Genomic DNA, 22,868 nt, shown 5'->3' on the forward strand with positions numbered 1-22,868 from the left:
CCGGCTGATTTCGACCTCCCCTTGACGTCGGTCCCGCCGTCGCCCAACAGTCGCCGAGGAGCGAGACATGGCATTTGACAAGCAGACGACGCTGGCCTCTCCGACCGGGGCCACGCTCAACCTCTATGTGAAGCACGCGGGGGGCTCTCCACGCGCGGTAGTCCAGGTCAATCACGGCCTGGCCGAACATGCGGCGCGCTATGCCCGCTTCGCCGATTACCTCAGCACCCGCGGCTTTCATGTCTACGTCCACGACCATCGCGGCCATGGCGCGACCAAGGCGCCCGATGCCCCGCTCGGCAGGTTCGCCGGCACAGGCGGCCCGGCCAAGGTGATCGCCGATGTCGATGCCGTCCACGATTTGATCGCAAGGGAGCAGCCCGGCCTGCCGGTCATCCTGTTCGGCCATTCGATGGGTGCGTCGGTGGCGCTCAACTACCTGCTGGCGCACTCGCCGCGCGTCCACGCCGCGGCGATCTGGAACGGCAATTTCTCACAAGGCTTGCTCGGCCGGCTTGCGCTCGCCATCCTCGCTTATGAGCGCTTCAGGCTCGGCTCCGATGTCCCCTCACGCGTCTTGCCCAAACTGACCTTCCAGGCCTGGGGCAAGGCGGTGCCCAACCACAAGACGCCGTTCGACTGGCTGTCGCGCGACGAGGCTGAAGTGGCCAAGTACATTGCCGACCCGCTGTGCGGCTGGGATGCCTCGATCTCGATGTGGCGCGATGTCGTGGAGATGGCGCAGAAAGGCGGCAAGGATGCGGGCTTTGCCGGCATCAGGCGCGACCTGCCCGTCAGCATCGTCGGCGGCGAGAAGGATCCGGCCTCCGACTATGGCAAGGGCATCGACCATCTCGCCAAGCGCATGCGTGCGATGGGCTTTTCGAATCTGGTTTCAAAGGTTTACGCCGACACCCGCCACGAAAGCTTGAACGAGGTGAACCGCGATGTCGTCATGGACGATTTCGCTGCCTGGGCCGATAGCGTGCTCAAACGCTGACATCGCTGGCCCACCGCAAGGCCCGTGACAGCGGCATCCCGGGTTGATAGAGGCTGCGGTTCCGACCCGTTTTTGGTGATTTATGGCTGAACCTCCGCTGAAAGGCGTCCGCGTCGTCGAACTCGCCCGCATCCTGGCCGGCCCCTGGGCAGGACAATTGCTGGCCGATCTCGGCGCCGATGTCATCAAGGTCGAGAGCCCCGATGGCGGCGACGATACCCGCAAATGGGGTCCTCCCTTCGTCATGAGCCATGATGGCGAGAACCTGTCGGCCGCCTATTACCACTCCTGCAATCGCGGCAAGCGCTCCATCGCCGTCGATTTCTCGACGCCCGAAGGGGCCGAGACGGTGCGCCGGCTGGTTGCCACGGCCGACATTCTGATCGAGAACTTCAAGCTCGGCGGCCTCAAGAAATACGGGCTCGATTACGAGAGCCTGAAGGCGATCAATCCAAAGCTCGTCTACTGCTCGATCACCGGCTTCGGCCAGGATGGGCCTTACGCACCCCGCGCCGGCTATGATTTCATCATCCAGGCCATGGCCGGCATGATGTCGATCACCGGCGAGGTCGGGCGCGAGCCGCAAAAAGCCGGCGTCGCCATATCGGACATCTTCACCGGCCTCTATTCGGTGATCGCCATCCAGGCAGCGCTTCGCCATGCCGAAAAGACCGGCCAGGGACAGCATATCGACATGGCGCTGTTCGACACGCAGATTTCCGCACTCGGCAACCAGAACCTCAACTATCTCGTCTCCGGCAAGGCGCCGGTGCAGATGGGCAATGCGCATATGAACATTGCGCCCTATGAGGTTGTCCCGGTCAGGGACGGCCATATCATCCTGGCGGTCGGCAATGACGGCCAGTTCGCCAAATTCTGCGCCGCCGTCGGACTCGACCATCTCTCAGCGAATCCCGATTTCGCCACCAATCCGGCCCGCGTCGCCAACCGGGTGAAATTGCGCGAGCACATGATCGAGACGCTGAAGAACTGGGACCGAGACCCGTTGCTGGCCAAGCTCGAAGCGGCAAGCGTGCCGGCGAGCCCGATCAACAATATCGGCCAGATGTTTGCCGACCCGCAGACGATCGCACGCGGCATGCGCCTCGACCTCGACGATGGCCATGGCAATCGTCTGCCCTCGGTGCGCGCGCCGATGGTGATGTCCGGCACACCGCTGGTCTATGAACGCCCTTCGCCACGCCTTGGCGAACATACCGAAGAAATTCTTGCCGAACTGGAGAAGTCTGGACGATGAAGACCGGTGGACAACTGATTGTCGACGCACTCGAGGCGAACGGCACCGACCGCATCTTCTGCGTGCCCGGCGAATCCTATCTCGCGGTGCTCGACGCATTGCATGACTCGCCCATCCGCACCATTGTCTGCCGACAGGAAGGCGGCGCCGCCATGATGGCCGACTGCCAGGGGCGGCTGACCGGCCAGCCCGGCATCTGCTTCGTCACCCGCGGCCCCGGCGCCACCAATGCGTCGGCCGGCATTCACATTGCCATGCAGGATTCGATACCCGTCATCCTGTTCATCGGCCAGGTCGCCAGCCACGCCAAGGAGCGCGAGGCTTTCCAGGAGGTCAACTACAAGCGCTTCTTCGGCGACATCGCCAAATGGGTGGTGGAGATCGACGATGCCGCGCGCATCCCCGAACTCGTCACCCGCGCCTTTGCTGTCGCGACATCGGGCCGCCCCGGCCCCGTCGTCGTCTCGCTGCCGGAGGACATGCTGACCAGTCTTGTCGACGCGCCCGCGGCCTTGCCGCACACGCCGGTCGAAACCCGGCCCGGCGAAGCCGAACTCGATGCTTTGGAAAAGCTTCTGGCCAAAGCCAAGCGTCCCTTCGTCATCCTCGGCGGCACACGCTGGGACGAGGAAGCGGTGGCACGTATGCGCACCATTGCCGAGGCCTGGTCGCTGCCGGTCGGCTGCTCCTTCCGCCGCCAGATGCTGTTCGACCATCTGCACCCGAACTATGCCGGCGATGTCGGCATCGGCATCAACCCGACGCTGGCCACCGCCATCAAGCAGGCCGACCTGGTGCTGCTGATCGGCGGCCGCATGGGCGAGATGCCGTCCTCCGACTACACGTTGCTGAAAAGCCCCTATCCCGACCAGACGCTGGTCCATGTCCATGCCGATGCCGGCGAACTCGGCCGTGTCTACCGGCCGACCCTGGCGATCAACGCTGCGCCGTCAGCCTTCGTCGAAGCCTTCGCCAAGCGCAAGCCAGCCTCCGCGCCAGCCTGGGCGGATGAGACAGCGAAAGCACACGCTGCCTACCTCGACTGGTCGACGCCTCCTGAGACCGGCCCCGGCACGGTCCAGATGGGACCGATCATGAATTACCTGGAAAAGGTTCTGCCCGACGACGCCATTTTCACCAACGGCGCCGGCAATTACGCCACCTGGCTGCACCGCTTCCACCGCTTTCGCCGCTTCGCCACGCAGGGCGCGCCGACCTCCGGTTCGATGGGTTACGGCACCCCGGCTGCGGTCGCCGCCAAGGCGCTCCATCCCGACCGCACCGTGATCGCCTTTGCCGGCGACGGCTGCTTCCTGATGAACGGACAGGAATTCGCTACCGCCGTGCAATACGACCTGCCGATCATCGTAATCGTCGTGAACAACGGCATCTACGGCACCATCCGCATGCACCAGGAGCGCGACTATCCCGGCCGTGTCGTCGCCACCGATCTGAAGAACCCTGACTTTGCCGCTCTTGCCCGCGCCTATGGCGGCCACGGCGAGACGGTCGAGAACACGGCAGATTTTGCCCCTGCCTTCGAGCGTGCCCGCGCCAGCGGCAAGCCGGCGATCGTCGAAATCAGGCTCGATCCCGAGGCGATCACGCCGACGCGGACGATGACGCAGATCCGCGACAAGAGCTGAGAAGTTAGCAGCGAAAGCCGAGTTCCGTCACACCCCCCTCTGTCCTGCCGGACATCTCCCCCTCAAGGGGGGAGATTGGATGTCATGTCGCCCTTCGCCAATCTGCAGCGTTGCAGACAGGGCGCTATGGTCAGAGCTGCTGATCTCCCCCCTTGAGGGGGAGATGTCCGGCAGGACAGAGGGGGGTGCTGTCCCGCCGACGCTGCCAGGACGATCGCCCCTTTCCTGATATCTACAAGCGAGCTATCAGACCGCTGCCAGCGCCTGCGTCAGGTCGGCGATAAGATCGTCCGGATGCTCGACGCCGATCGACAGCCTGACCGTGGTCTCCAGCACGCCAATGCGCTGGCGCACGTCGAAGGGAATGCCGGAGTGCGTCATCGCCGCCGGGTGGCTGGCGAGTGACTCCGTGCCGCCGAGGCTCACCGCCAGCTTGAATATTTGCAGCCCGTTGAGAAATGCGAAGGCCGCCTTCTCTCCGCCTTTGATATCGAAAGAAAATGTCGACCCGGCGCCGCTGCATTGCGCCTTGTAGGCCCGTCCCGCTGCCGTATCCTCGCCCAGGAACGGCAGGTAATGCACCTTCTCGACCTTGGCGTGATCGCGCAGGAATTCGGCCACGAGCCGCGCATTGTCGTTGGCGCGCTCCATGCGGATGGACAGCGTCTCCAGCGAGCGGCCGAGCATCCAGCAGGAATGCGGGTCGAGTTGCGTGCCGATGGCGCCGCGCAGCGCCTTGATCGGCTTGGTCACCGCCTTGCTGCCCATCGCCGCACCGGCGATCAGGTCGGAATGGCCGCCGACATATTTGGTCAGCGAATAGACGGAGACATCGGCGCCATGTTCGATCGGCCGCTGGAACACCGGGCCGAGCAGCGTGTTGTCGCAGACGATGATCGGCGTCGAGCCTTGGCTTGCGCCGATCTCGTCGGCAATCTTCCGGATCAGTGCGATGTCGACCAGGCTGTTGGTCGGATTTGACGGCGTCTCGATGAGAATGACCGAGACACGCCCCTTCGCCACCGCTGCATCAGCAGCGGCCCGCACCGCCTTCTCGTCGACGCCGTCGGCGAAGCCGACAGCGCCGATGCCGAAGCCGGACAGCGTGCGCGTCAAAAGCGTCTCAGTGCCGCCGTAAAGCGGCTGCGAATGCAAGATGACATCGCCCGGACGGGCATAGGCGAGCAGCGTGGTGGCGATCGCCGACATGCCGGACGAGAACAGGATGCAGGCGTCCGTTCCCTCATAGACCGCCAGCCGGTCCTCGACGATCTCGGAGTTGGGATGATTGAAGCGCGAATAGACCAGGCCGGACGCCGTGCCGCTCGGCGGCTCCTTGCGGCCGGATGTGTAGTCGAAGAAATCGCGCCCCTCCTCCGCCGATTTGAACACGAAGGTCGAGGTCAGGAACACCGGCGGCTTGACGGCGCCTTCCGACAGTTGCGGATCGAAGCCATAGCTCAACATCAACGTTTCCGGATGGAGCTTGTGGTTGCCGATGTGGGTTTTCGACGGGCGCGGCGCGGTCATGGCTTTTCCTGCGTTCTAGAGGAGTCTCGTCCAGCAATTTATGCGATCCCGGTCCACCAGTCCTTGCTATTTTCGGCCTCGCATGGCTGCATCCCGGCAACAAATTGCCGAGCGAGAGCAAAAGTGCAGCAGAAGATAGCCGACGATTTCGACCGCAAGATCCTGCGCGAGCTGCAGGCCGACGCCCGCATCACCAACAATGAGCTTGCGGAGCGCATCGGCCTGTCGCCGTCGCCATGTTTGAGGAGGGTACGCCGGCTGGAGGAGGCCGGCATTATCCGGGGCTATACCACGCTGGTCGACCCGGCCGCCTTCGGCTGGAACATGGTCGCCATCGCCACCGTTCGGCTCAGCCGCCAGAACGAGGACGAGATCGTCATGTTCGAGGACGCCATCCGCGGGTGGGAGGAGGTGCTGGAATGCCACCTCGTCACCGGGTCGCGCGACTATGTGCTGAAGGTGGTGACCGGCAGCCTCGAACAGTACGAGCGCTTCATCAAGGAAAAGATCGCGCGGCTGAAATGCGTCGCTTCGATCGAGACCAGCTTCGTCATGAACACCATAAAGGAACGGCGCCTCTGACATTTGGTCAAAGGCGCCGCTCTCGAGGTCGAAATTGCCTGGCCAGGCTTATTTGATCGCCTTGTCGGTGATGGCCGTGGTGTAGGCGCCGGTCGGCGCCTTGGTGATGATCTTCTGGTCGAGCAGCGCCTTGGCGGTGCGCTCGTAGGTCGCCGGGTCGAGCTTGCCGTCGGCATTGTCGATCAGCTTGGCGACTTCGCTCATCATCCGCTTCTGGTGGTTTTCGTCCTGGCCACCGCCGTCCATGACAATGCCCGCGGCCTCGTCATTGTTGTCGATGGCATATTTCCAGCCCTTCATCGAGGCGCGCACGAAACGCACCATCTTGTCTTCGAAAGCCGGATCCTTGAGCTTGTCTTCCGAGGCATAGAGCCCGTCCTCAAGCAGGTCGTTGCCCATCGCCGAGTAGTTGAACACGGTGAGCTGGTCCGGCTTGTAGCCGGCATCGATCAGCTGCCAGTACTCGTTGTAGGTCATGACCGAAATGCAATCCGCCTGCTTCTGGATCAGCGGCTGCACGTCGAAGCTCTGCTTCAAAACCGTGACGCCGTCCGGGCCGCCTTCGGTCTTCAGGCCGAGCTTGTTCATCCAGGCGTAGAATGGATATTCGTTACCGAAGAACCAGACGCCCAGCGTGTGACCCTTGAAATCGGCTTCGGTCTTGATCGGGCCGTCCTTCGGGCAGACCAGCTCCATACCGGCCTTCTTGAACGGCTGGGCGATGTTGACCAGCGGCACGCCCTTTTCGCGCGCGGCGAGCGCCCCGCCCATCCAGTCGACGATGACGTCGGCGCCACCGCCGGCGATCACCTGCTCGGGTGCGATATCGGGACCGCCCGGCTTGATGTCGACGTCGAGGCCTTCGGCTTCATAAAAACCCTTGGCCTTGGCGACATAGTAGCCGGCAAACTGCGCCTGCGTGACCCATTTCAGCTGCAAGGTCACCTTGTCGGCGGCCATTGCCTGGAACGCGCCCAGCGACATCGCGCCGGCCAGCATCGGAATGATCAGTCTTTTCATGTTTTTACCCTCTGAAGTTAACACCCGAACCCACCGCCCTATCCACCACGGACAGAGGGATGCCAAAACGTGACGGCTCTCTCGACGAGAGCGACCACGCCATAAAAGACCGAACCCGCCAGTGCTGCAACTGCGATTTCGGCCCAGACCATATCGATGTTCATCCGCCCGACCTCGGTCGAGATGCGAAAGCCCATGCCGACCACAGGCGTGCCGAAGAACTCGGCGACGATGGCGCCGATCAGCGCCAGCGTCGAGTTGATCTTCAGCGCGTTGAAGATGAAGGGCGCTGCCGCCGGCAGCCGGAGCTTCAAGAGTGTTGGCCAGTAGCCCGACGCATAGGTGCGCATCAAATCGCGCTCCATATGGCCGGAGGCGGCAAGACCGGCAACCGTGTTCACCAGCATCGGGAAGAAGGTCATGATGATGACGACCGCGGCCTTGGACGGCCAGTCGAAGCCGAACCACATCACCATGATCGGCGCCACACCGATGATCGGCAGCGCCGAGACCATATTGCCGATCGGCAGCAGACCGCGGCGCAGGAACGGCACGCGGTCGGCCGCAATCGCCACCAGGAAGCCGGCGCCGCTGCCGATGACATAACCGAAGATCACCGCCTTGAAGATGGTCTGCCTGATATCGGCGCCGAGCACCGGCAGGGAACTGGCGATGCGCACACCGATGGCGCTCGGCGGCGGCAAAAGGATGAAGGGAATGCCGGCGCCACGCGTCACCGCTTCCCATATGATCAGGATCCAGGCGCCGAAGATCGCCGGGATGATGAGGCGCAGCGCCATCCGCGCCCCTTTTGCCATCGGGCGAAGCCCCGACAGCACCGCCACACAGCGCCAGGCCAGCAGCCAGGCAGCGGCGAGCAGCAGGAAATAAGGCGCCAATGCCGTGCCTTCGAAACCTGTAATGCCCGAGATCAGCATCCAGGCGACGAGATGAGCGCCGATGAACAGCACCGCAGCCTCGGCCAGCGGCGAAATTCTGATCATCGAGATCAGCCCTGCCAGCACGGCCAGGCCGATCATCGGGGTCTTTATCCCGAAATAGGGGTAGTCGAAGCTTGCTGTCGGGTCTGCAAGGGCGGCCGCTTCCGGCTTCGACATCGCACCGAGCGCGACGGCGACGAGGCACAGCGCAATGGCCAGCACGGCTTGCCAGGAGGGCTTCAGCCAGTTCATGCCGGCCTCCCGCCCATCGCGCGGTCAACGAGGCGCCCGGCTATGCCGACCACCATGACCAGAAGGGCCGCCACCACCGAGCCCGCCACAAGGGCGGACCAGATGTCGATGGACTGGCTGTAATAGGCGCCTGCCAAAAGCTTGGCGCCGATGCCGGCGACAGCACCGGTCGGCAGTTCGCCGACAATGGCGCCGACCAGGCTCGCCGCCACCGCCACCTTCATCGAGGTGAACAGGAACGGCACCGAGGCCGGCACCCGCAGCTTCCAGAAGGTCTGCGAGACACTGGCATTGTAGGTGTGCATCAGGTCGAGATGCATGAGTTCGGGCGAGCGCAGGCCCTTCACCATGCCAACCGTCACCGGGAAGAACGACAGGTAGGTCGAGATCATCGCCTTTGGGATCAGACCGCTGATGCCGATCGCCCCCAGCACGACGATGATCATCGGCGCCACCGCCAGAATGGGAATCGTCTGGGAGGCGATGATCCACGGCATCAGGCTGCGGTCGAGCGTCGCCACATGCACGATGCCAACCGCGATGACGATGCCGAGCGCCGTGCCGAAGGCAAAGCCGAGCAACGTCGACGACAGGGTCACCCAGGCATTGTAGACGAGGCTTCGGCTCGATGTGATGGGCCGCAGGAAGGTGTTCTCGAAGAAGTTCACCGCCACCTGATGCGGCGCCGGCAGCGTCGGCTTGGGCTGCGACAGCGTCTTGCCGATGAATTCGACGGTGTCGTGGGTTTCCCCGGCGCGCCGGTCGAGGTCGCGCTGGAAGGGCGCGTTTAGGATGACGGCGAAGACATACCAGAGCACCACCACGCCCAGGAGGATGGAGGTCACGGGGATGAATTTTTCGCGGAAGGTGTCCATCAGGCGCGCTCCCCTTCTCCTCTCCCCGCCGGGAAGAGGGTGGCCGGAGCGAAGCGGAGGCCGACCACCTCCGCGTTCGTCATCCTAGGGCGGAGCGACACGAAGCGTCGTGCAGACCCTAGGATCCATTCCGTGACGTTGGCCGAGGGGTATAAGCGGTTGAGAATGTTCGCCTTCGCGGGCGCAGCGGCGTGTGCACCGTTTTGCACCGTTGCGGACCGTATAGGTAACGGTATGGATCCTAGGGTCTGCCCCGCGTCGCTTCGCTCCTTGCTTCGCCCTAGGATGACGAAGGCGTGGCGGCGACGTCCGCACTCATTCGCTACCCCCTCAATCATCATAGCTGTGCCCTGCCCTCAAGCCATCGCGTACCCTGGCCGCGATCGCCAAAAATTCCGGCGTCTCGCGGATATCCAGTGGCCGCTCTTTTGGCAGCGTCGATTCGATGATGTCGGTAACCCGACCTGGGCGCGGCGACATGACGACGATGCGCGTCGACAGATACACCGCCTCGGGGATGGAATGGGTGACGAAGCAGATCGTCTTGTTGGTGCGCGCCCACAATTCCAGAAGCTGTTCATTGAGATGGTCGCGCACGATCTCGTCCAGCGCGCCGAAGGGCTCGTCCATCAGCAACAGGTCGGCGTCGAAGGCGAGCGCGCGGGCGATCGAAGCGCGCTGCTGCATGCCGCCGGAAAGCTGCCAAGGGTATTTCTTCTCGAAGCCGGAGAGGTTGACGAGCTCCATCGTGCGCTTGATGCGCTCGGCCTGCTCCGCTCTCGAAAGGCCGATGATCTCCAGCGGCAGCGCCACGTTACGCTCGATCGTGCGCCACGGGAAAAGGGCTGCCGCCTGGAAGACGTAGCCATAAGCGCGTTTCTCGCGCGCCTGTTCCGGCGTCATGCCGTTGACCGAGATCATGCCCGATGTCGGTTTTTCCAGATCGGCGATGACGCGCAGCAAGGTGGTCTTGCCGCAGCCCGATGGGCCGATGAAGGAGACGAACTCGCCCTTGCCGATGGTCAGGTCGACATTGGAGAGCGCCTCTACCGGACCGTCATTGGTCTGAAAGGTAAGGCCAAGTCTGCTTGCCGAGACGACGGCTGGCGATTGTCCCGTCATCGCTTGCTGCCTGCCTCTCGCAGCCGCCCAGGATGAAATGCCGTTGCATTCGCGTTGATGTTGCTTTCCACTCGTCCAATCCCACCCACTCGACGCCCGGAGCCTTGCCGATGTCGCCCAAACCCACTTGTCACCTTATCCGTCCTGAAAGCACTTATGAAGGCAAGCAGGGATTGACCTATTTTGCCGGCATTGCAGCCGAGACGGTCGGCTCGTCCGGCATCTGCATGCATCTGCTCACCCTGCCGCCCGGCGCCCGCGCCAAGGCGCATCTGCATGAAAGCCATGAGACGGCGATCTATGTGCTCTCGGGCGAGGTCCACACATGGTATGGCGACAGGCTCGAGAACCACATCGTCGTCAAGGCCGGCGACCTCTTCTACATCCCGGCCGGCGTACCGCATCTGCCGGCCAATATGAGCAACGCCCCGTCCTCGGCCGTCATCGCCCGCACCGATCCCAATGAACAGGAAAGCGTCGTCCTGTTGCCGGAGCTGGATGCGCTGGTGGCCTGACGCTGACGGGACTGCCGTCATTTGCACCGCGCCACTTCGCCCATGACATTGCCGTCCTCGTCGGCGACCGTCAGCTTCTTGGCGTTCTTGGCGCTGCGCTTGATGGTGAATTTGGTCGGCTCCTGTCCGTCTTCACCTTCGGCCTCGCATGTCGCCGTCACCACCAGCGAACCATCAGCCTGCGCTTGCTTCTCCGTGAAGGTGCAGGCGCTGGCGGCGGTGACCAATGCCTCGTCGGTCAAAAGCAGCATCCGATCGGCGGCGACTTCCTGGCCGTTGCGGTTGATGCAGCCATATTTGTCCCCATAGGGTTTCGTCAGGTCGATGCCTGCCGCAAGGGCCTGACCCGCAGCCAGAACGACTACCATCGCAACAGACGGCCCCAAACCGCGCGCGCTCATTCCCCCAGCTCCAACGTCACGAACACGGTTGCAACGGCCCCATTTCTTCAAGACCGGGAATGGTCACGAAGAACCCACCCTCGCCCTTGTTGGTGACCACAACGGTTTCAGCCGTCGTCCCCGCCTCGCCTTCGGCGGAACAGGTCGCATCAAGTGATTGCGTGCCCGGCGCCCACGTCAATTGCTGCGCGAACCGGCAGCCGCTGCCATAGGTCTCGATGCCCTCGGCGGTCAGCACGATATAATCGTCGCGGCCCTGAAAGCCGGCCTTTGCAAAGACACAACCGGCATCGTTGCCCCAGAAGCCCACCAGCCTCTCGGCCCCTGTTGCCGGACCAGCGACCACCATCGCCACGACCAGTGAAATGAGCGCCCCCGGGCTCCGCAACGTCAAACGCCTGTCGCCGGAATGCCGGTGCGTTCGACCTTGCGCGGCGCGGTGATGTCCTTCCAGGTCGATAGAGCCCGGTTGACCGCCGCGTTCGGCTCGCGGGCGACGAATTCGCCATGGCCGGGCTTGGCCTTGACCTCCGCTTCCTCGACCGACAATTCGCCGCGCGAAAAGACGAAGCGCGGCAGGCCGGTCACCTCAAAACCTTCGAAGACGTTGTAGTCGATCACCGATTGCTGCTTCTTCGAGGTGATGGTCTTCTTGGCGCTGGGGTCCCACACCACGATGTCGGCGTCCGCGCCTTCGACGATGGCGCCCTTCCTAGGATACATGTTGAGGATCTTGGCGATGTTGGTCGAAGTCACCGCGACGAACTCGTTCATCGTCAGCCGCCCGGTGTTGACGCCCGTCGTCCACAGCACGGGCAAGCGGTCTTCAAGCCCGCCAGTGCCGTTCGGGATCTTGGTGAAATCGCCGACGCCGTTGCGCTTCTGCTTGGTGGTGAAGGCGCAGTGGTCGGTCGCCACCACCTGCAGCGATCCCGCCTGCAGGCCGGCCCACAGCGAATCCTGGTGCAGCTTGTTGCGGAAGGGCGGACTCATGACGCGGCGCGCCGCATGGTCCCAATCCTTGTCGAAATACTCGCTTTCATCCAGCGTCAGATGCTGGATCAGCGGCTCGCCGAAAACCCGAATGCCCTTCTGGCGGGCGCGGCGGATGGCTTCGTGGCTCTGCTCGCAGGACACATGCACGACATAGAGCGGCACACCGGCCATGTCGGCGATCATGATGGCGCGGTTGGTCGCCTCGCCTTCCACTTCCGGCGGCCGCGAATAGGCGTGTCCCTCGGGACCATTATTGCCGGCAGCGAGCAGCTTTTGCGACAGCGCCGCAACCACGTCGCCATTCTCGGCATGAACGAGCGGCAGCGCGCCGAGATCGGCGCAGCGCTGGAACGACGCGTACATCTCGTCGTCGTCCACCATCAGCGCGCCCTTGTAGGCCATGAAATGCTTGAACGAGGTAATGCCTCTGTCGACGACGGTGGCCATCTCGTCGAACACCTGCTTGCCCCACCAGGTGATCGCCATGTGGAAGGAGTAGTCGCAGGCAGCCTTCGAGGTCTTGTTGTCCCACATCTGCAACGCTTCCAGCAGCGATTGCTGCGGCGCCGGCAGGCAGAAATCGACCACCATCGTGGTGCCACCGGAAAGGGCCGCACGCGTCCCGGACTCGAAATCGTCGGCCGAATAGGTGCCCATGAACGGCATTTCGAGATGGGTGTGCGGATCGATGCCGCCCGGCATGACGTAACAGCCGCTGGCGTCGAACTCATGGTCGCCATGCAGGTTCGAGCCAATGGCGACGATCTTGCCGTGCTGCATCAGCACATCGGCCTTCCAGGTGCGGTCGGCGGTGACGATGGTGCCGTTTCGGATGACTTTGGTCATTGTCGTGTTCCCTTGTTCTCTTCGCGCTTCTTGTGAGCGTCGTTTTGAATACAGATCTTAGTTCACGCCACGATCCCCGCTGTCTCTACCACCGCATGGAACAGCACGTCGGCGCCGGCGCCGGCCCATTCCTTGGTGATTTCCTCAGCCTCGTTGTGTGACAACCCGTCAACGCAGGGGCACATCACCATGGCGGTCGGCGCAACGCGGTTGATCCAGCAGGCGTCGTGGCCGGCGCCGGAGACGATGTTGCGGTGGGAATAGCCGAGCCGATCGGCGGCGTCGCGGATCGCCTTGACGCAGCCGGCATCGAAGGTGACCGGATCGAAAGCGCCGACCTGCTCGACCTTGTACTGGATGTCGAGCGCCTCACAGATTGTGTCGATGCCTTCGCGTATGCGCCCATCCATCGCGTCCAGCACTTCCTTCTCGGGCGAGCGGATGTCGATAGTGAAGACGGTGCGCCCGGCGATGATGTTGCGCGAGTTCGGAAACACCTCCATGTGGCCGACCGCGCCGACGGCGTCGGGCTGGTAGTCCATGGCGATCTCGTGCACCAGTTCGATGACCCGAGCCATGCCGAGCCCGGCATTACGGCGCTTGGGCATCGGGGTCGAGCCGGTATGCGCCTCCTTGCCGGTCAGCGTTACCTGCAGCCATTTCAGGCCCTGGCCGTGGGTGACGACGCCAATGTCGATGCCTTCGTCCTCGAGGATCGGCCCCTGCTCAATATGCAGTTCGAAGAAGGCGTGGATCTTGCGATCACCGACTTTCTCGGTGCCTTTCCAGCCGATGCGCTCCAGCTCCTCGCCAAATTTCCTGCCCTGTTTATCAGTGTGCTGATACACGTCCGCCTGATCGAGCACACCGGCGAACACGCCGGACGCCATCATAGCCGGGGCAAAGCGCGAGCCTTCCTCATTGGTCCAGTTGGTAACGACGATTGGATGCCTGGTCTGGATGCCGAGATCGTTAAGCGAGCGAATAATCTCCAGCCCGCCGAGCACGCCGAGCACGCCGTCATATTTGCCGCCGGTCGGCTGCGTGTCGAGATGGCTGCCGACATAAACCGGCGGCAGGCTGGGATCAGCGCCTTCCCGGCGGGCAAACATGGTGCCCATTTCGTCGAGCCCCATTTCGAGCCCGGCCGCCTCGCACCAGCGCTTGAACAGATGCCGTCCCTCGCCGTCCTCGTCGGTCACGGTCTGGCGATTGTTGCCGCCGGCAATACCGGGGCCGATCTTCGCCATCTCCATGATGGAATCCCACAAACGATCTGAATTGATTCGCAGATTCTCGCCTGGGGCGGCCATTCAAAGTCCTCTCATTTCATATAACCAGCCGGGCGGCGGTTCCCGCCGCCGCCCGACTGGCTGGATAGATTAGTCGATCGCCCTCAGCACTTCTCTGACATGGTCGATCAATTCGTTGATCTGGCCCTTGGTGATGATCAGTGGCGGCGACAGCGCGATGATGTCGCCGGTGGTGCGGATCAGCGCGCCGCGCTCGAACGCCTTGACGAAGGCCGAGAAGGCCCGCTTGGTCGGGCTGCCGGCGATCGGCGCCAGTTCGATCGCGCCGATCAGGCCGATATTCCGGATGTCGATGACATGCGGCTCGCCCTTCAGCGAATGCAGCGCATCTTCCCAGTAAGGCGCCAGTTCCTCGCCGCGGGTGAGCAGGCCCTCTTCCTTGTAGGTGTCGAGCGTGCCGAGTGCCGCGGCGCACGCAATCGGATTGCCCGAATAGGTGTAGCCGTGGAAGAACTCGATCATGTGCTCGGGGCCGGTCATGAAGGCGTCGTGGATTTCCTTCTTCACGAACACCGCGCCCATCGGGATGACGCCGTTGGAGACGCCCTTGGCGGTGGTCATGATGTCGGGCGTGACGCCGAAATAATCCGCTGCGAACGGCGCGCCGAGACGGCCGAAACCGGTGATGACCTCGTCGAAGATCAGCAAAATGCCGTGCTTGGTGCAGATCTCGCGCAGTTTCTGCAGATAGCCCTTCGGCGGCAGGATGACGCCGGTGGAGCCGGCGACCGGTTCGACGATGACGGCGGCGATGGTCGAGGCGTCATGCAGGGCAACGATGCGCTCCAGCTCGTTGGCGAGTTCCGCGCCATATTCCGGCACGCCCTTGGAGAAGGCGTTCTTTTCCGGCAGATGCGTGTGCGGCATGTGGTCGACGCCGCCGAGCAGCGTGCCGAACATCTTGCGGTTGGTGACGATGCCGCCGACCGAGATGCCGCCGAAATTGACGCCGTGATAGCCGCGTTCGCGGCCGATCAGGCGGGTGCGCGCGCCCTCGCCCTTCACACGGTGATAGGCGATCGCCATCTTCAGCGCGGTTTCCACCGATTCCGAACCGGAATTGGTGAAGAAGACATGGTCCATGCCCTTGGGCGCGAGGTCGACCAGACGGTTGGCCAGTTCGAACACGATCGGGTGACCCATCTGGAAGGCCGGCGCATAGTCGAGTTCGGCGGCCTGATGCTGGATCGCCTCGGTGATCTTGGGACGGCAATGGCCGGCATTGACGCACCAGAGGCCGGCGGTGCCGTCGAGCACCTTGCGGCCGTCGCTGGTGGTGTAGTGCATGTCCTTGGCGGACACGAACATGCGCGGCGCCTGTTTGAACTGCCGGTTTGCCGTGAACGGCATCCAGAATGCGCTGAGATCGTTCGGCGTGACTTTCAGCCGGTTGGACATGACCAAGACTTCCCCTTGTAACCTGTTTCGGTGCGGCTAACGCTTGGTCTTTCCAAAGCTTGGTCTTTGCTGCGTTTTCATGCTACGCAAATTTTTGACCGATTGGACAAACGTTAGCACCGCCCTGTCGGCGGTCAAGGGATTACTAGCGGAAATGCGGCCTGCGAAGTGCGCTCCACGGGTAAGAGAAAAACTGGTCCAGAGAATTGGTCCAGATGACCCGCTCGGCCAAGGCTTGCAGGGGTGAGCGGCGCCATGGAAGGCTCAGCCCCTCGCCGCACCCGCATCCAGCAGGAAAAGCGCGAACTGATCCTGGAGGCAGCCCTCGAAGTCTTCTCCGCCAACGGCTTTCGCGGTTCGACCATCGACCAGATCGCCGAGGCCGCCGGGATGTCGAAGCCGAACCTGCTCTACTATTTCCGCCGCAAGGAAGACATCCACGAAACGCTGATGGAGCGGCTGCTGGCGACGTGGCTGGCGCCGCTACGTGAACTCGACGACATCGGCGACCCCCTGACCGAGCTCAGGAGCTACATCCGGCGCAAGCTCGAAATGGCGCGTGATTTTCCCAGGGAAAGCCGGCTGTTCGCCAACGAGATCCTGCAAGGCGCGCCGCGCATCATGCCGCTGCTGGCGGGTGAGCTGAAAACGCTGGTCGACGAGAAGGCCAACGTCATCAAGGGCTGGATGCGCGCGGGAAAAATCGCCCGCACCGATCCCTGGCACCTGATCTTTTCGATCTGGGCGACGACGCAGCACTATGCCGATTTCGATGTCCAGGTCCGTGCCGTGCTCGGCGCCGATCGCGGCGGCGACGGCCGCTTCGAGGATGCGGCGCGGTTTCTGGAGCAGTTGTTCATTGATGGGCTGAAGCCGAAGGGCTGACCTTGGGCGTCAGGCGCTGCGGCGCTCCGCCGGCATCGCCTCAAGCAAATTCTGCAGCTTCTCGATCGAATTCTGTTCGGCCAGCGGCGTGTAGACGATCAGCTTCATGTCCGAGCCGTCGTCGATCGACAGGCTCATATGCTCGAACGTCATGGCGCCGGCGCTCGGATGTCGGACATGTTTCACCCCCGACAATCGGCGTGCCACGTCGCGTTGCGGCCACCAGTCGCGAAACTCCGGACTTGAGCGCGTCATAAGCACGATCAGCCGCTCGAAATCCGCATCGCCCACATAGCGGGCGCTTTCCGCCCGGAACGAGGCCAGCACGGTGCGCGCCAATTGCTCCCAGTCAACCAGCAGGCGCCGGTGATGCGGATTGGTGAACACCATGTGGACGATGTTGCGGGCGTCGCCCTCTAGCAGGCCATAATCACCGAACACCGCTACCGCCGCCGGATTCCAGGCCAGCACATCCCAGCGCCGCCCGACGACATAGGCCGGCTGCAGCACCAGGCTCTCCAGCATATGCATTAGCGGGCCATCGACCTTTTCCGGCGCAGCCACGCGGTTCTCCGGTTGCTGGCGGCCTGCCAGGATGAACAGATGCCGCCTTTCAACGGCGTCGAGGCGCAGCGCTTCGCTGAGCGCCGCTAGCACCTCCACCGAGGGTCTGACCTCGCGCCCCTGCTCTAGCCATGTGTACCAGGTGGTGCCGACGCCGGCGATCATCGCCACTTCCTCGCGACGCAAGCCTGGCGTGCGTCTCCGCAGGCCGGTCGCGATGCCGGTGGCGGACGGCGTCAATCTTTCGCGGCGCGAGCGCAGGAAGGCGCCAAGCTCGCGCCGGCGGCTGTCTTCAGCGGAGTGCGTGGGGGCATCCATGAGAGCTATTATAGCAGTATTGATACCAGGATAAAGTTTGAACTGTTTGGGCTGAGTCAGGCGCCCCATCTTCCATCCAGAGAGATGGAGGCTCTGAATATGGATCTGAAAGACAAGACAATCCTCATCACCGGTTCGACCGACGGCGTCGGCCGTGTCGTCGCGCAAAGGCTGGGCGCCGGCGGCGCGCGCGTGCTGGTGCATGGCCGTGACGCGGCTCGCGGCAAGGCAACCGTCGCAGAAATCGAATCCGCCGGCGGCAAGGCCGAGTTCCTCGCCGCCAACCTCGCCTCGCTAGCCGAGGTCCGCCGCCTTGCCGAGGCCGTACGCGCAAAAACCGACCGGCTCGACATCCTCATCAACAATGCCGGCATCGGCACGGCCGGCGCCAAGCGACAGCTCAGCGCCGACGGCTTCGAACTGCGCTTTGCGGTCAACTATCTCCCCGGTTTCCTGCTGACCTCGGAACTGCTGCCGCTGCTCAAGGCGAGTTCGCCGGCGCGCATCATCAACGTCGCTTCGGCCGGCCAGCAGGCGATCGATTTCGGCGATGTCATGCTGACACGTTCCTATGACGGCGTGCGCGCCTATTGCCAGAGCAAGCTGGCGCAGATCCTGTTCACCATCGACCTGGCCGGAGAGTTGAAAGGCAGCGGCGTCACCGTCAACGCTCTGCATCCAGCGAGCTACATGAACACCACCATGGTCCGCCAAGCCGGCGTGACGCCATGGAGCTCGGTCGAGACCGGCGCCGACGCCATTCTCAACCTCGCGACATCGCCCGCCCTGGAGGGCCGCAGTGGCCTCTATTTCGATGGCCTAAAGGAATCCCGCGCCGAAGCACAAGCCTATGACGCCAAGGCCAGACAGCAATTGCGAACCCTGAGCCTCGACTTCGTCGGCCAAGTCTCCGCAAAATCGAAGGAACAGCATTCATGACCGGCAAGATCGAACACACGGTCGTCATCGGCGGCTCATCCGGCATCGGCCTCGCAACGGCGCGAAAACTGCTGGGCCCAGGCATGAAGGTGACCATCACCGGACGAAGCCAGGACAAGCTCACCAGCGCCTGGAAGAGCCTCGGCGGCGCCGCCGAAAAAGCTGCCTTCGATGCTTCGAAGCCGGATGAAGTCCGCCATTTCTTTGGGGAACTCGGACCGTTCGATCACCTCGTGCTGGCTGCCAGCGGCGGCAAGGGACTTGGGCCGTTCGAAACCCTCGATCTCTCAGACATCGCCGGCGGCGTCGACGAGAAAGTCAGGCCGCAGCTGTCCTGCCTGCAGGCTGCCTTGCCGACGCTCAACAGATCGGGATCGGTCACTTTCATCTCGGCGGTGTCGGCACAATTGTCGGCGCCCGGCGTGGCTGGCATTGCCGCCGTCAACGGCATGCTGTTGACGGTGGTGCCGATCCTGGCGGTCGAACTGAAGCCGCTGCGCGTCAATGTCGTGGCGCCCGGCGTCATCGACACGCCGTGGTGGGATTTCCTGGCCGAAGACCAGCGGCAGGCGGTGTTCAGCGAATATGCCGGCAAAACCCCGGTGGGCAGGATCGGCCGCGCCGAAGACGTCGCCGGCGCAATCGCCTTTCTAGTCTCCAACGGCTTCATGACCGGCCAGGTGCTGACCTGCGACGGCGGCCTGCGCTACGCGGCGTGACCTTACAGCGACTGCGCGATCAGCGTGAGAAGGCCTCCGGCCAGTGCGACGTTGCCTACGAAACCGTTGATGCGCGACGCCCGGTCCGGGCCCTGATGGTCCCAGAAATTGTGGAACATCGGCGTGGCGACGATGAGAAACAGCAGCAGCACGGCGCAGGCGGTCGCAGTCCACAGGCCGGCCATCAACAGCGCGCCGGCAATGGTCTGCAGGACGATGCCGGCCCACAACGCCAATCTCGCCTGCGGCACGCCGCGCGCGGCCATCAGCCCGGTCAGGAACGCCTCGTTTTGAACATTGCGCAGTCCCGCGACAACGAAGGCGCCGCCAAGCAACAGGCGGCCGAGAAACAACAGGGTCGAAGGCAAATCGACAGGCATGAAATCTTCCCCGTACTTAAGCATGAAACAGGTGGAGCGCCGCCCTTTCCACGGCGCTCCATGACTAACCGGACGGTCAGGCTGCTTTGGCAGCCGGCATCGGGTGAATGGCGTGGAACGGGATGCAGAGCCGGTTCCAGGTGTTGATCATGCCGATCGCGACCGACAGCTTGACCAGTTCCTCTTCCGAGAAGTGCTCTAGCGTGCGGGCATAGAGTTCGTCCGAAACGCCATTGTTGGCGATCAGGGTCGTTGCCTCGGTCCAGGCAAGCGCCGCGCGTTCGCGCTCGGAAAACAGCGGCGATTCCTGCCAGGCCGAAACCAGATAGAGCCGTGTCTCGGTTTCGCCGTCGCGCCTTGCCTCGCGGCTGTGCATCTCGACGCAGTAGGAGCAGCCATTGATCTGCGAGGCGCGGAGCTTGATCAAATGCAGCAGGCTCACTTCAAGCCTGCATTCGTCGACCGCCTTGTTAAGCGCCGACACGGCTTTCATGATCTCAGGCGCCTTTGCGAAGAATTGCAGTCTCTGTTTCATCGTCTTTCCTTTCACATCTGTTTGGCGGGGGATTAGATCTGTTTGGTCGAAGCGGGTTTCTGCGGCCGCTGATGGCGCGCGACAAAGGCACAGCTGGCGGCAAACGATCGCGGATCGCCTTCGGCCTTGTAATCAGCCACGATGTCGGACAACCGGGTTTCCGCGAGGGCCGCGCGATAGGCGCGCTCGGCCTTCAGCATCGCGGCATTGATGCCGCACGGCTTCACATAGGCCGAAGCATCGATCTTGACCGGGCCGCGCTGGCGGATCTCGCCGCAGCGGAAGGCCGGCTCGCGACCCTCGACCGCAAGCACGATATCGAGCAGCGTGATGCGCTCGGCCGGACGCGCCAGCCGGTAGCCGCCCGCCGGTCCCGGCACCGATTCCAGGATGCGCGCAGCAGTCAGCTGGTTCAGATGTTTCAGCAGATAGCTCGGCGACAGGCCGAAGGACTCTGCCAAAGCAGCACCCGGCATCGTGCTGTTGCCCTCCACGCTGGCCAGTGTGGCCGCGCAATGGATGGCCGCTTCTACACCTTCGCCCAGCTTCATGATGTTGCGCTCCTATTCATGGATATCTTATATCGTGGATAAATTTTATCTGCAATAAGAAAATGAAAAACGGCGCTCGAAAGCGCCGCTTTTTCTTCGACCCGTTCCCTACTCCGCAGCCACCTTGGCCATCGGGTTGTTCGGGTGTGTCGTCCAATTGGCATAGACCGGCGACACCGGCTTGCCGGTGCGCTGGTCCATCACGCCGGCGGCCAGCGGCTCCATGGTGATGCAGTTCTCGACCGGGCAGACATTGACGCACAGATTGCAGCCGACGCATTCGGCCTCGATCACCTCGAAATGCCTGACGCCGTCGACCATGTTGGTGATTGCCTGGTGCGAAGTGTCCTCGCAGGCGATGTGGCAGCGGCCGCATTTGATGCAGGCGTCCTGGTCGATATGCGCCTTGGCGATGTAGTTGAGGTTGAGATACTGCCAGTCGGTGACGTTGGGCGTGGCGCGGCCGACAATGTCGTTGAGCGAGGCGTGGCCTTTCTCGTCCATCCAGTTTTCGAGACCGGCGATCATCTCCTGCACGATCTTGAAGCCGTAAGTCATCGCCGCCGTGCACACCTGCACATTGCCGGCGCCGAGCGCCATGAATTCGGCCGCATCGCGCCAGGTGGTGATGCCGCCAATGCCGGAGATCGGCAGGCCGCGCGTTTCCGGATCGCGGGCGATCTCGGCCACCATGTTCATGGCGATTGGCTTCACCGCCGGGCCGCAATAGCCGCCATGCGAGCCCTTGCCGTCGATGGTCGGCTGCGGCGCGAAACTGTCGAGGTCGACGCCGGTGATCGAGTTGATTGTGTTGATCAGCGACACCGCGTCGGTTCCGCCGGAGAGTGCGGCGCGCGCCGGCTTGCGCACATCGGTGATATTCGGCGTCAGCTTGGTGATGACAGGCATGCGGGTGTTGGCCTTGCACCAGCGCACTACCATTTCGATGTATTCAGGCACCTGGCCGACAGCCGCGCCCATGCCGCGTTCCGACATGCCGTGCGGGCAGCCGAAATTGAGCTCGATGCCGTCGGCTTCGGTCTCCTCGACCACCGGCAGGATCGCCTTCCAGCTTTCCTCGACGCATGGCACCATCAGTGAGACGACGATGGCGCGGTCGGGCCAATCCTTCTTGACCTGCTTGATCTCGCGCAGATTGACCTGCAAATCGCGGTCGGTGATCAGCTCGATATTGTTGAGGCCGAGCAGGCGCCGGTCCGCCCCCCAGATCGCGCCATAACGCGGGCCGTTGACGTTGACCACCGGCGGACCTTCTTCGCCCAGCGTCTTCCACACGACGCCGCCCCAGCCCGCCTTGAAGGCGCGGATGACATTGTAGGCCTTGTCGGTCGGCGGCGCCGAAGCCAGCCAGAACGGATTGGGCGATTTGATGCCGACGAAATTGTTGCGGATGTCTGCCATGACAGGTCCCTTTCAACCGAGACGAAGGAGCATTTCCACGGGTGCGAGAATGCCGCCTTTAAGCGCGGGGGTGAGATTGGCGATCTTGGTGCCGGCGTTCTCGCCCATGATAAGATTAACGCCAGGCGGCGGCTTTTTTCCTTCCGCCTGCGCCGCAGCCATGCGCGCCCGTATCGTGTCGAAAAATTCGATGGCGAAGGCGCCACGAGGGCGCTCGGCGGTTACAGAGAACCCCGCGGCGGCGGCAGCCGAACGATAGTCGTCGGGCGTGGCAACGAAGGACATGCTCTCGTCGGATGCCCATGGCAGCGGATAGGTCAGCGCACCTGCCTTGAGCCGCATCACATCGTAGACGGCAAAGACGCCGCCCGGCTTGAGCACACGCGCCGCCTCGCTCATCAGCTTTTTCTTGTCGGGAAGATTCATGCCGACATGCAGGATCATGGCCGTATCAAAGCTTTTGTTGCTGAACGGCATGTCCAGCGCGCTGCCCTGCACGAACCGGACTTTGTCGGCCATTCCCACCCGCTTCGACAGGCTGGTCGCGATGTCGACATAGCTTTGCGTCAGATCAATGCCGGTGACATCGGCGCCGGCATTGTTGGCGGCGAAGCGGGCTGGACCACCCACGCCGGAACCAATGTCGAGCAGCCTGGCCCCCGGCTTCAAACCCATCTGGCCGATGAGTTCCCTGGTGGCGGCGATACCGCCAATGTGGAACTCGTCGACCGCTTCGAGATCGCCAGCGCGTAGATGGGCAATTTCCACGCCGGTATCGGCGAGCACGGCAAGAATGTGCTGCTCAAGATCCGAGACGTCGTAGTGACGCGCGATGCCTGATTCCACTGAGGCCATGATCT

Annotated in this window: 24 protein-coding genes; 8 read left to right on the forward strand and 16 right to left on the reverse strand. The window is 63.1% G+C overall.

Annotation, left to right across the window (positions count from 1 at the left end):
- Window positions 1–67 precede the first annotated feature (67 nt).
- From NLY36_RS05085 to NLY36_RS05095, 3 genes are all read left to right on the forward strand, one after another.
- Window positions 68–1,000 (forward strand): alpha/beta fold hydrolase, encoded by a 933-nt coding sequence (locus tag NLY36_RS05085; protein ID WP_023735983.1) that lies wholly within the window; start codon window positions 68–70, stop codon window positions 998–1,000.
- A gap of 82 nt (window positions 1,001–1,082) precedes the next feature.
- Entirely contained in the window at window positions 1,083–2,258 is a 1,176-nt protein-coding gene (locus tag NLY36_RS05090) for a CaiB/BaiF CoA transferase family protein (RefSeq protein WP_023668227.1), read from the forward strand.
- Window positions 2,255–3,904 (forward strand): thiamine pyrophosphate-binding protein, encoded by a 1,650-nt coding sequence (locus NLY36_RS05095; protein WP_023735984.1) that lies wholly within the window; start codon window positions 2,255–2,257, stop codon window positions 3,902–3,904. The genes NLY36_RS05090 and NLY36_RS05095 overlap by 4 nt, the downstream gene beginning before the upstream one ends.
- A gap of 246 nt (window positions 3,905–4,150) precedes the next feature.
- Here the strand turns inward: NLY36_RS05095 and NLY36_RS05100 are convergent, their stop codons facing one another.
- Window positions 4,151–5,434 carry a cystathionine gamma-synthase family protein gene (locus tag NLY36_RS05100; RefSeq protein ID WP_023729374.1) on the reverse strand — a complete coding sequence of 428 codons (1,284 nt, stop codon included), beginning with the start codon at window positions 5,432–5,434 and terminating at the stop codon, window positions 4,151–4,153.
- A gap of 123 nt (window positions 5,435–5,557) precedes the next feature.
- Here NLY36_RS05100 and NLY36_RS05105 point away from each other — a divergent pair, with 123 nt between their 5' ends.
- Complete coding sequence (locus NLY36_RS05105) at window positions 5,558–6,016, forward strand: Lrp/AsnC family transcriptional regulator (RefSeq protein WP_023682177.1); 459 nt, start codon at window positions 5,558–5,560, stop codon at window positions 6,014–6,016.
- 48 nt (window positions 6,017–6,064) lie between these two features.
- On the opposite strand, the gene NLY36_RS05110 is transcribed toward NLY36_RS05105, so the two are convergent.
- From NLY36_RS05110 to NLY36_RS05125, 4 genes are all read right to left on the reverse strand, one after another.
- The gene (locus tag NLY36_RS05110) at window positions 6,065–7,036 is read right to left on the reverse strand and encodes an ABC transporter substrate-binding protein (RefSeq protein ID WP_023668223.1); all 972 of its coding nucleotides are present in this window, start codon (window positions 7,034–7,036) and stop codon (window positions 6,065–6,067) included.
- 38 nt (window positions 7,037–7,074) lie between these two features.
- Entirely contained in the window at window positions 7,075–8,229 is a 1,155-nt protein-coding gene (locus NLY36_RS05115; protein WP_023682179.1) for an ABC transporter permease, read from the reverse strand.
- Window positions 8,226–9,104 carry an ABC transporter permease gene (locus NLY36_RS05120; RefSeq protein WP_023690837.1) on the reverse strand — a complete coding sequence of 293 codons (879 nt, stop codon included), beginning with the start codon at window positions 9,102–9,104 and terminating at the stop codon, window positions 8,226–8,228. Before NLY36_RS05120 ends, NLY36_RS05115 begins: the two co-directional genes overlap by 4 nt.
- A gap of 330 nt (window positions 9,105–9,434) precedes the next feature.
- Window positions 9,435–10,226 (reverse strand): ABC transporter ATP-binding protein, encoded by a 792-nt coding sequence (locus NLY36_RS05125; protein WP_023682182.1) that lies wholly within the window; start codon window positions 10,224–10,226, stop codon window positions 9,435–9,437.
- Between the two features lie 110 nt (window positions 10,227–10,336).
- Between NLY36_RS05125 and NLY36_RS05130 the strand changes: the two genes are divergently transcribed.
- On the forward strand, window positions 10,337–10,741 hold the full coding sequence (locus NLY36_RS05130) for a cupin domain-containing protein (RefSeq protein WP_031196380.1): 405 nt from the start codon (window positions 10,337–10,339) through the stop codon (window positions 10,739–10,741).
- Window positions 10,742–10,758: 17 nt separating this feature from the next.
- On the opposite strand, the gene NLY36_RS05135 is transcribed toward NLY36_RS05130, so the two are convergent.
- The 5 genes from NLY36_RS05135 to aptA form a co-directional block, all read right to left on the reverse strand.
- Complete coding sequence (locus NLY36_RS05135; protein ID WP_031197044.1) at window positions 10,759–11,142, reverse strand: hypothetical protein; 384 nt, start codon at window positions 11,140–11,142, stop codon at window positions 10,759–10,761.
- A 16-nt stretch (window positions 11,143–11,158) separates the two neighbouring features.
- Entirely contained in the window at window positions 11,159–11,452 is a 294-nt protein-coding gene (locus tag NLY36_RS05140; RefSeq protein ID WP_245260000.1) for a hypothetical protein, read from the reverse strand.
- Between the two features lie 80 nt (window positions 11,453–11,532).
- Window positions 11,533–12,984 (reverse strand): dihydropyrimidinase, encoded by a 1,452-nt coding sequence (gene hydA, locus NLY36_RS05145; RefSeq protein ID WP_023699634.1) that lies wholly within the window; start codon window positions 12,982–12,984, stop codon window positions 11,533–11,535.
- A 62-nt stretch (window positions 12,985–13,046) separates the two neighbouring features.
- Window positions 13,047–14,297, reverse strand: a complete 1,251-nt coding sequence (locus NLY36_RS05150) for a Zn-dependent hydrolase (RefSeq protein ID WP_023690832.1) — start codon at window positions 14,295–14,297, stop codon at window positions 13,047–13,049.
- 69 nt (window positions 14,298–14,366) lie between these two features.
- Window positions 14,367–15,695 (reverse strand): omega-aminotransferase AptA, encoded by a 1,329-nt coding sequence (aptA, locus tag NLY36_RS05155; protein ID WP_023687994.1) that lies wholly within the window; start codon window positions 15,693–15,695, stop codon window positions 14,367–14,369.
- Between the two features lie 255 nt (window positions 15,696–15,950).
- Between aptA and NLY36_RS05160 the strand changes: the two genes are divergently transcribed.
- Window positions 15,951–16,580, forward strand: a complete 630-nt coding sequence (locus NLY36_RS05160; protein ID WP_023697053.1) for a TetR family transcriptional regulator C-terminal domain-containing protein — start codon at window positions 15,951–15,953, stop codon at window positions 16,578–16,580.
- Window positions 16,581–16,589: 9 nt separating this feature from the next.
- Here NLY36_RS05160 and NLY36_RS05165 read toward each other — a convergent pair whose 3' ends face one another.
- On the reverse strand, window positions 16,590–17,462 hold the full coding sequence (locus NLY36_RS05165) for a helix-turn-helix transcriptional regulator (protein WP_023697054.1): 873 nt from the start codon (window positions 17,460–17,462) through the stop codon (window positions 16,590–16,592).
- 99 nt (window positions 17,463–17,561) lie between these two features.
- On the opposite strand from NLY36_RS05165, the gene NLY36_RS05170 reads away from it, so the two are divergent.
- Window positions 17,562–18,401: an SDR family oxidoreductase gene (locus NLY36_RS05170; RefSeq protein ID WP_023697055.1), complete on the forward strand. Its 840-nt coding sequence runs from the start codon at window positions 17,562–17,564 to the stop codon at window positions 18,399–18,401.
- On the forward strand, window positions 18,398–19,120 hold the full coding sequence (locus tag NLY36_RS05175) for an SDR family oxidoreductase (protein ID WP_023668208.1): 723 nt from the start codon (window positions 18,398–18,400) through the stop codon (window positions 19,118–19,120). Before NLY36_RS05170 ends, NLY36_RS05175 begins: the two co-directional genes overlap by 4 nt.
- 2 nt (window positions 19,121–19,122) lie before the next feature.
- Here the strand turns inward: NLY36_RS05175 and NLY36_RS05180 are convergent, their stop codons facing one another.
- The 5 genes from NLY36_RS05180 to NLY36_RS05200 form a co-directional block, all read right to left on the reverse strand.
- Window positions 19,123–19,500 (reverse strand): DoxX family protein, encoded by a 378-nt coding sequence (locus NLY36_RS05180; RefSeq protein ID WP_023697056.1) that lies wholly within the window; start codon window positions 19,498–19,500, stop codon window positions 19,123–19,125.
- A 76-nt stretch (window positions 19,501–19,576) separates the two neighbouring features.
- Window positions 19,577–20,035 carry a carboxymuconolactone decarboxylase family protein gene (locus NLY36_RS05185; protein WP_023697057.1) on the reverse strand — a complete coding sequence of 153 codons (459 nt, stop codon included), beginning with the start codon at window positions 20,033–20,035 and terminating at the stop codon, window positions 19,577–19,579.
- 32 nt (window positions 20,036–20,067) lie between these two features.
- On the reverse strand, window positions 20,068–20,586 hold the full coding sequence (locus tag NLY36_RS05190) for an RrF2 family transcriptional regulator (RefSeq protein WP_023697058.1): 519 nt from the start codon (window positions 20,584–20,586) through the stop codon (window positions 20,068–20,070).
- 108 nt (window positions 20,587–20,694) lie between these two features.
- Entirely contained in the window at window positions 20,695–22,008 is a 1,314-nt protein-coding gene (preA, locus tag NLY36_RS05195; protein ID WP_023699020.1) for an NAD-dependent dihydropyrimidine dehydrogenase subunit PreA, read from the reverse strand.
- A 12-nt stretch (window positions 22,009–22,020) separates the two neighbouring features.
- Complete coding sequence (locus NLY36_RS05200; protein ID WP_023690824.1) at window positions 22,021–22,863, reverse strand: class I SAM-dependent methyltransferase; 843 nt, start codon at window positions 22,861–22,863, stop codon at window positions 22,021–22,023.
- Between the last annotated feature and the right edge of the window lie 5 nt (window positions 22,864–22,868).

It is taken from the genome of Mesorhizobium sp. C399B (assembly GCF_030323185.1).
In the GTDB taxonomy this organism is placed as follows: Bacteria; Pseudomonadota; Alphaproteobacteria; order Rhizobiales; family Rhizobiaceae; genus Mesorhizobium.

What these genes read in the sequence shown, in the direction of transcription:
- NLY36_RS05115 (WP_023682179.1), bottom strand. Translation starts at nt 8,229, where the DNA reads ATGAACTGGCTGAAGCCCTCCTGGCAAGCCGTGCTGGCCATTGCGCTG.
- aptA (WP_023687994.1), bottom strand. Translation starts at nt 15,695, where the DNA reads ATGTCCAACCGGCTGAAAGTCACGCCGAACGATCTCAGCGCATTCTGG.
- NLY36_RS05095 (WP_023735984.1), top strand. Translation starts at nt 2,255, where the DNA reads ATGAAGACCGGTGGACAACTGATTGTCGACGCACTCGAGGCGAACGGC.
- NLY36_RS05175 (WP_023668208.1), top strand. Translation starts at nt 18,398, where the DNA reads ATGACCGGCAAGATCGAACACACGGTCGTCATCGGCGGCTCATCCGGC.
- NLY36_RS05135 (WP_031197044.1), bottom strand. Translation starts at nt 11,142, where the DNA reads ATGAGCGCGCGCGGTTTGGGGCCGTCTGTTGCGATGGTAGTCGTTCTG.
- NLY36_RS05150 (WP_023690832.1), bottom strand. Translation starts at nt 14,297, where the DNA reads ATGGCCGCCCCAGGCGAGAATCTGCGAATCAATTCAGATCGTTTGTGG.
- NLY36_RS05100 (WP_023729374.1), bottom strand. Translation starts at nt 5,434, where the DNA reads ATGACCGCGCCGCGCCCGTCGAAAACCCACATCGGCAACCACAAGCTC.
- NLY36_RS05160 (WP_023697053.1), top strand. Translation starts at nt 15,951, where the DNA reads ATGGAAGGCTCAGCCCCTCGCCGCACCCGCATCCAGCAGGAAAAGCGC.
- NLY36_RS05180 (WP_023697056.1), bottom strand. Translation starts at nt 19,500, where the DNA reads ATGCCTGTCGATTTGCCTTCGACCCTGTTGTTTCTCGGCCGCCTGTTG.
- NLY36_RS05190 (WP_023697058.1), bottom strand. Translation starts at nt 20,586, where the DNA reads ATGAAGCTGGGCGAAGGTGTAGAAGCGGCCATCCATTGCGCGGCCACA.
- NLY36_RS05185 (WP_023697057.1), bottom strand. Translation starts at nt 20,035, where the DNA reads ATGAAACAGAGACTGCAATTCTTCGCAAAGGCGCCTGAGATCATGAAA.
- NLY36_RS05125 (WP_023682182.1), bottom strand. Translation starts at nt 10,226, where the DNA reads ATGACGGGACAATCGCCAGCCGTCGTCTCGGCAAGCAGACTTGGCCTT.
- NLY36_RS05165 (WP_023697054.1), bottom strand. Translation starts at nt 17,462, where the DNA reads ATGGATGCCCCCACGCACTCCGCTGAAGACAGCCGCCGGCGCGAGCTT.
- preA (WP_023699020.1), bottom strand. Translation starts at nt 22,008, where the DNA reads ATGGCAGACATCCGCAACAATTTCGTCGGCATCAAATCGCCCAATCCG.
- NLY36_RS05085 (WP_023735983.1), top strand. Translation starts at nt 68, where the DNA reads ATGGCATTTGACAAGCAGACGACGCTGGCCTCTCCGACCGGGGCCACG.
- NLY36_RS05090 (WP_023668227.1), top strand. Translation starts at nt 1,083, where the DNA reads ATGGCTGAACCTCCGCTGAAAGGCGTCCGCGTCGTCGAACTCGCCCGC.
- NLY36_RS05110 (WP_023668223.1), bottom strand. Translation starts at nt 7,036, where the DNA reads ATGAAAAGACTGATCATTCCGATGCTGGCCGGCGCGATGTCGCTGGGC.
- NLY36_RS05120 (WP_023690837.1), bottom strand. Translation starts at nt 9,104, where the DNA reads ATGGACACCTTCCGCGAAAAATTCATCCCCGTGACCTCCATCCTCCTG.
- NLY36_RS05170 (WP_023697055.1), top strand. Translation starts at nt 17,562, where the DNA reads ATGGATCTGAAAGACAAGACAATCCTCATCACCGGTTCGACCGACGGC.
- hydA (WP_023699634.1), bottom strand. Translation starts at nt 12,984, where the DNA reads ATGACCAAAGTCATCCGAAACGGCACCATCGTCACCGCCGACCGCACC.
- NLY36_RS05130 (WP_031196380.1), top strand. Translation starts at nt 10,337, where the DNA reads ATGTCGCCCAAACCCACTTGTCACCTTATCCGTCCTGAAAGCACTTAT.
- NLY36_RS05200 (WP_023690824.1), bottom strand. Translation starts at nt 22,863, where the DNA reads ATGGCCTCAGTGGAATCAGGCATCGCGCGTCACTACGACGTCTCGGAT.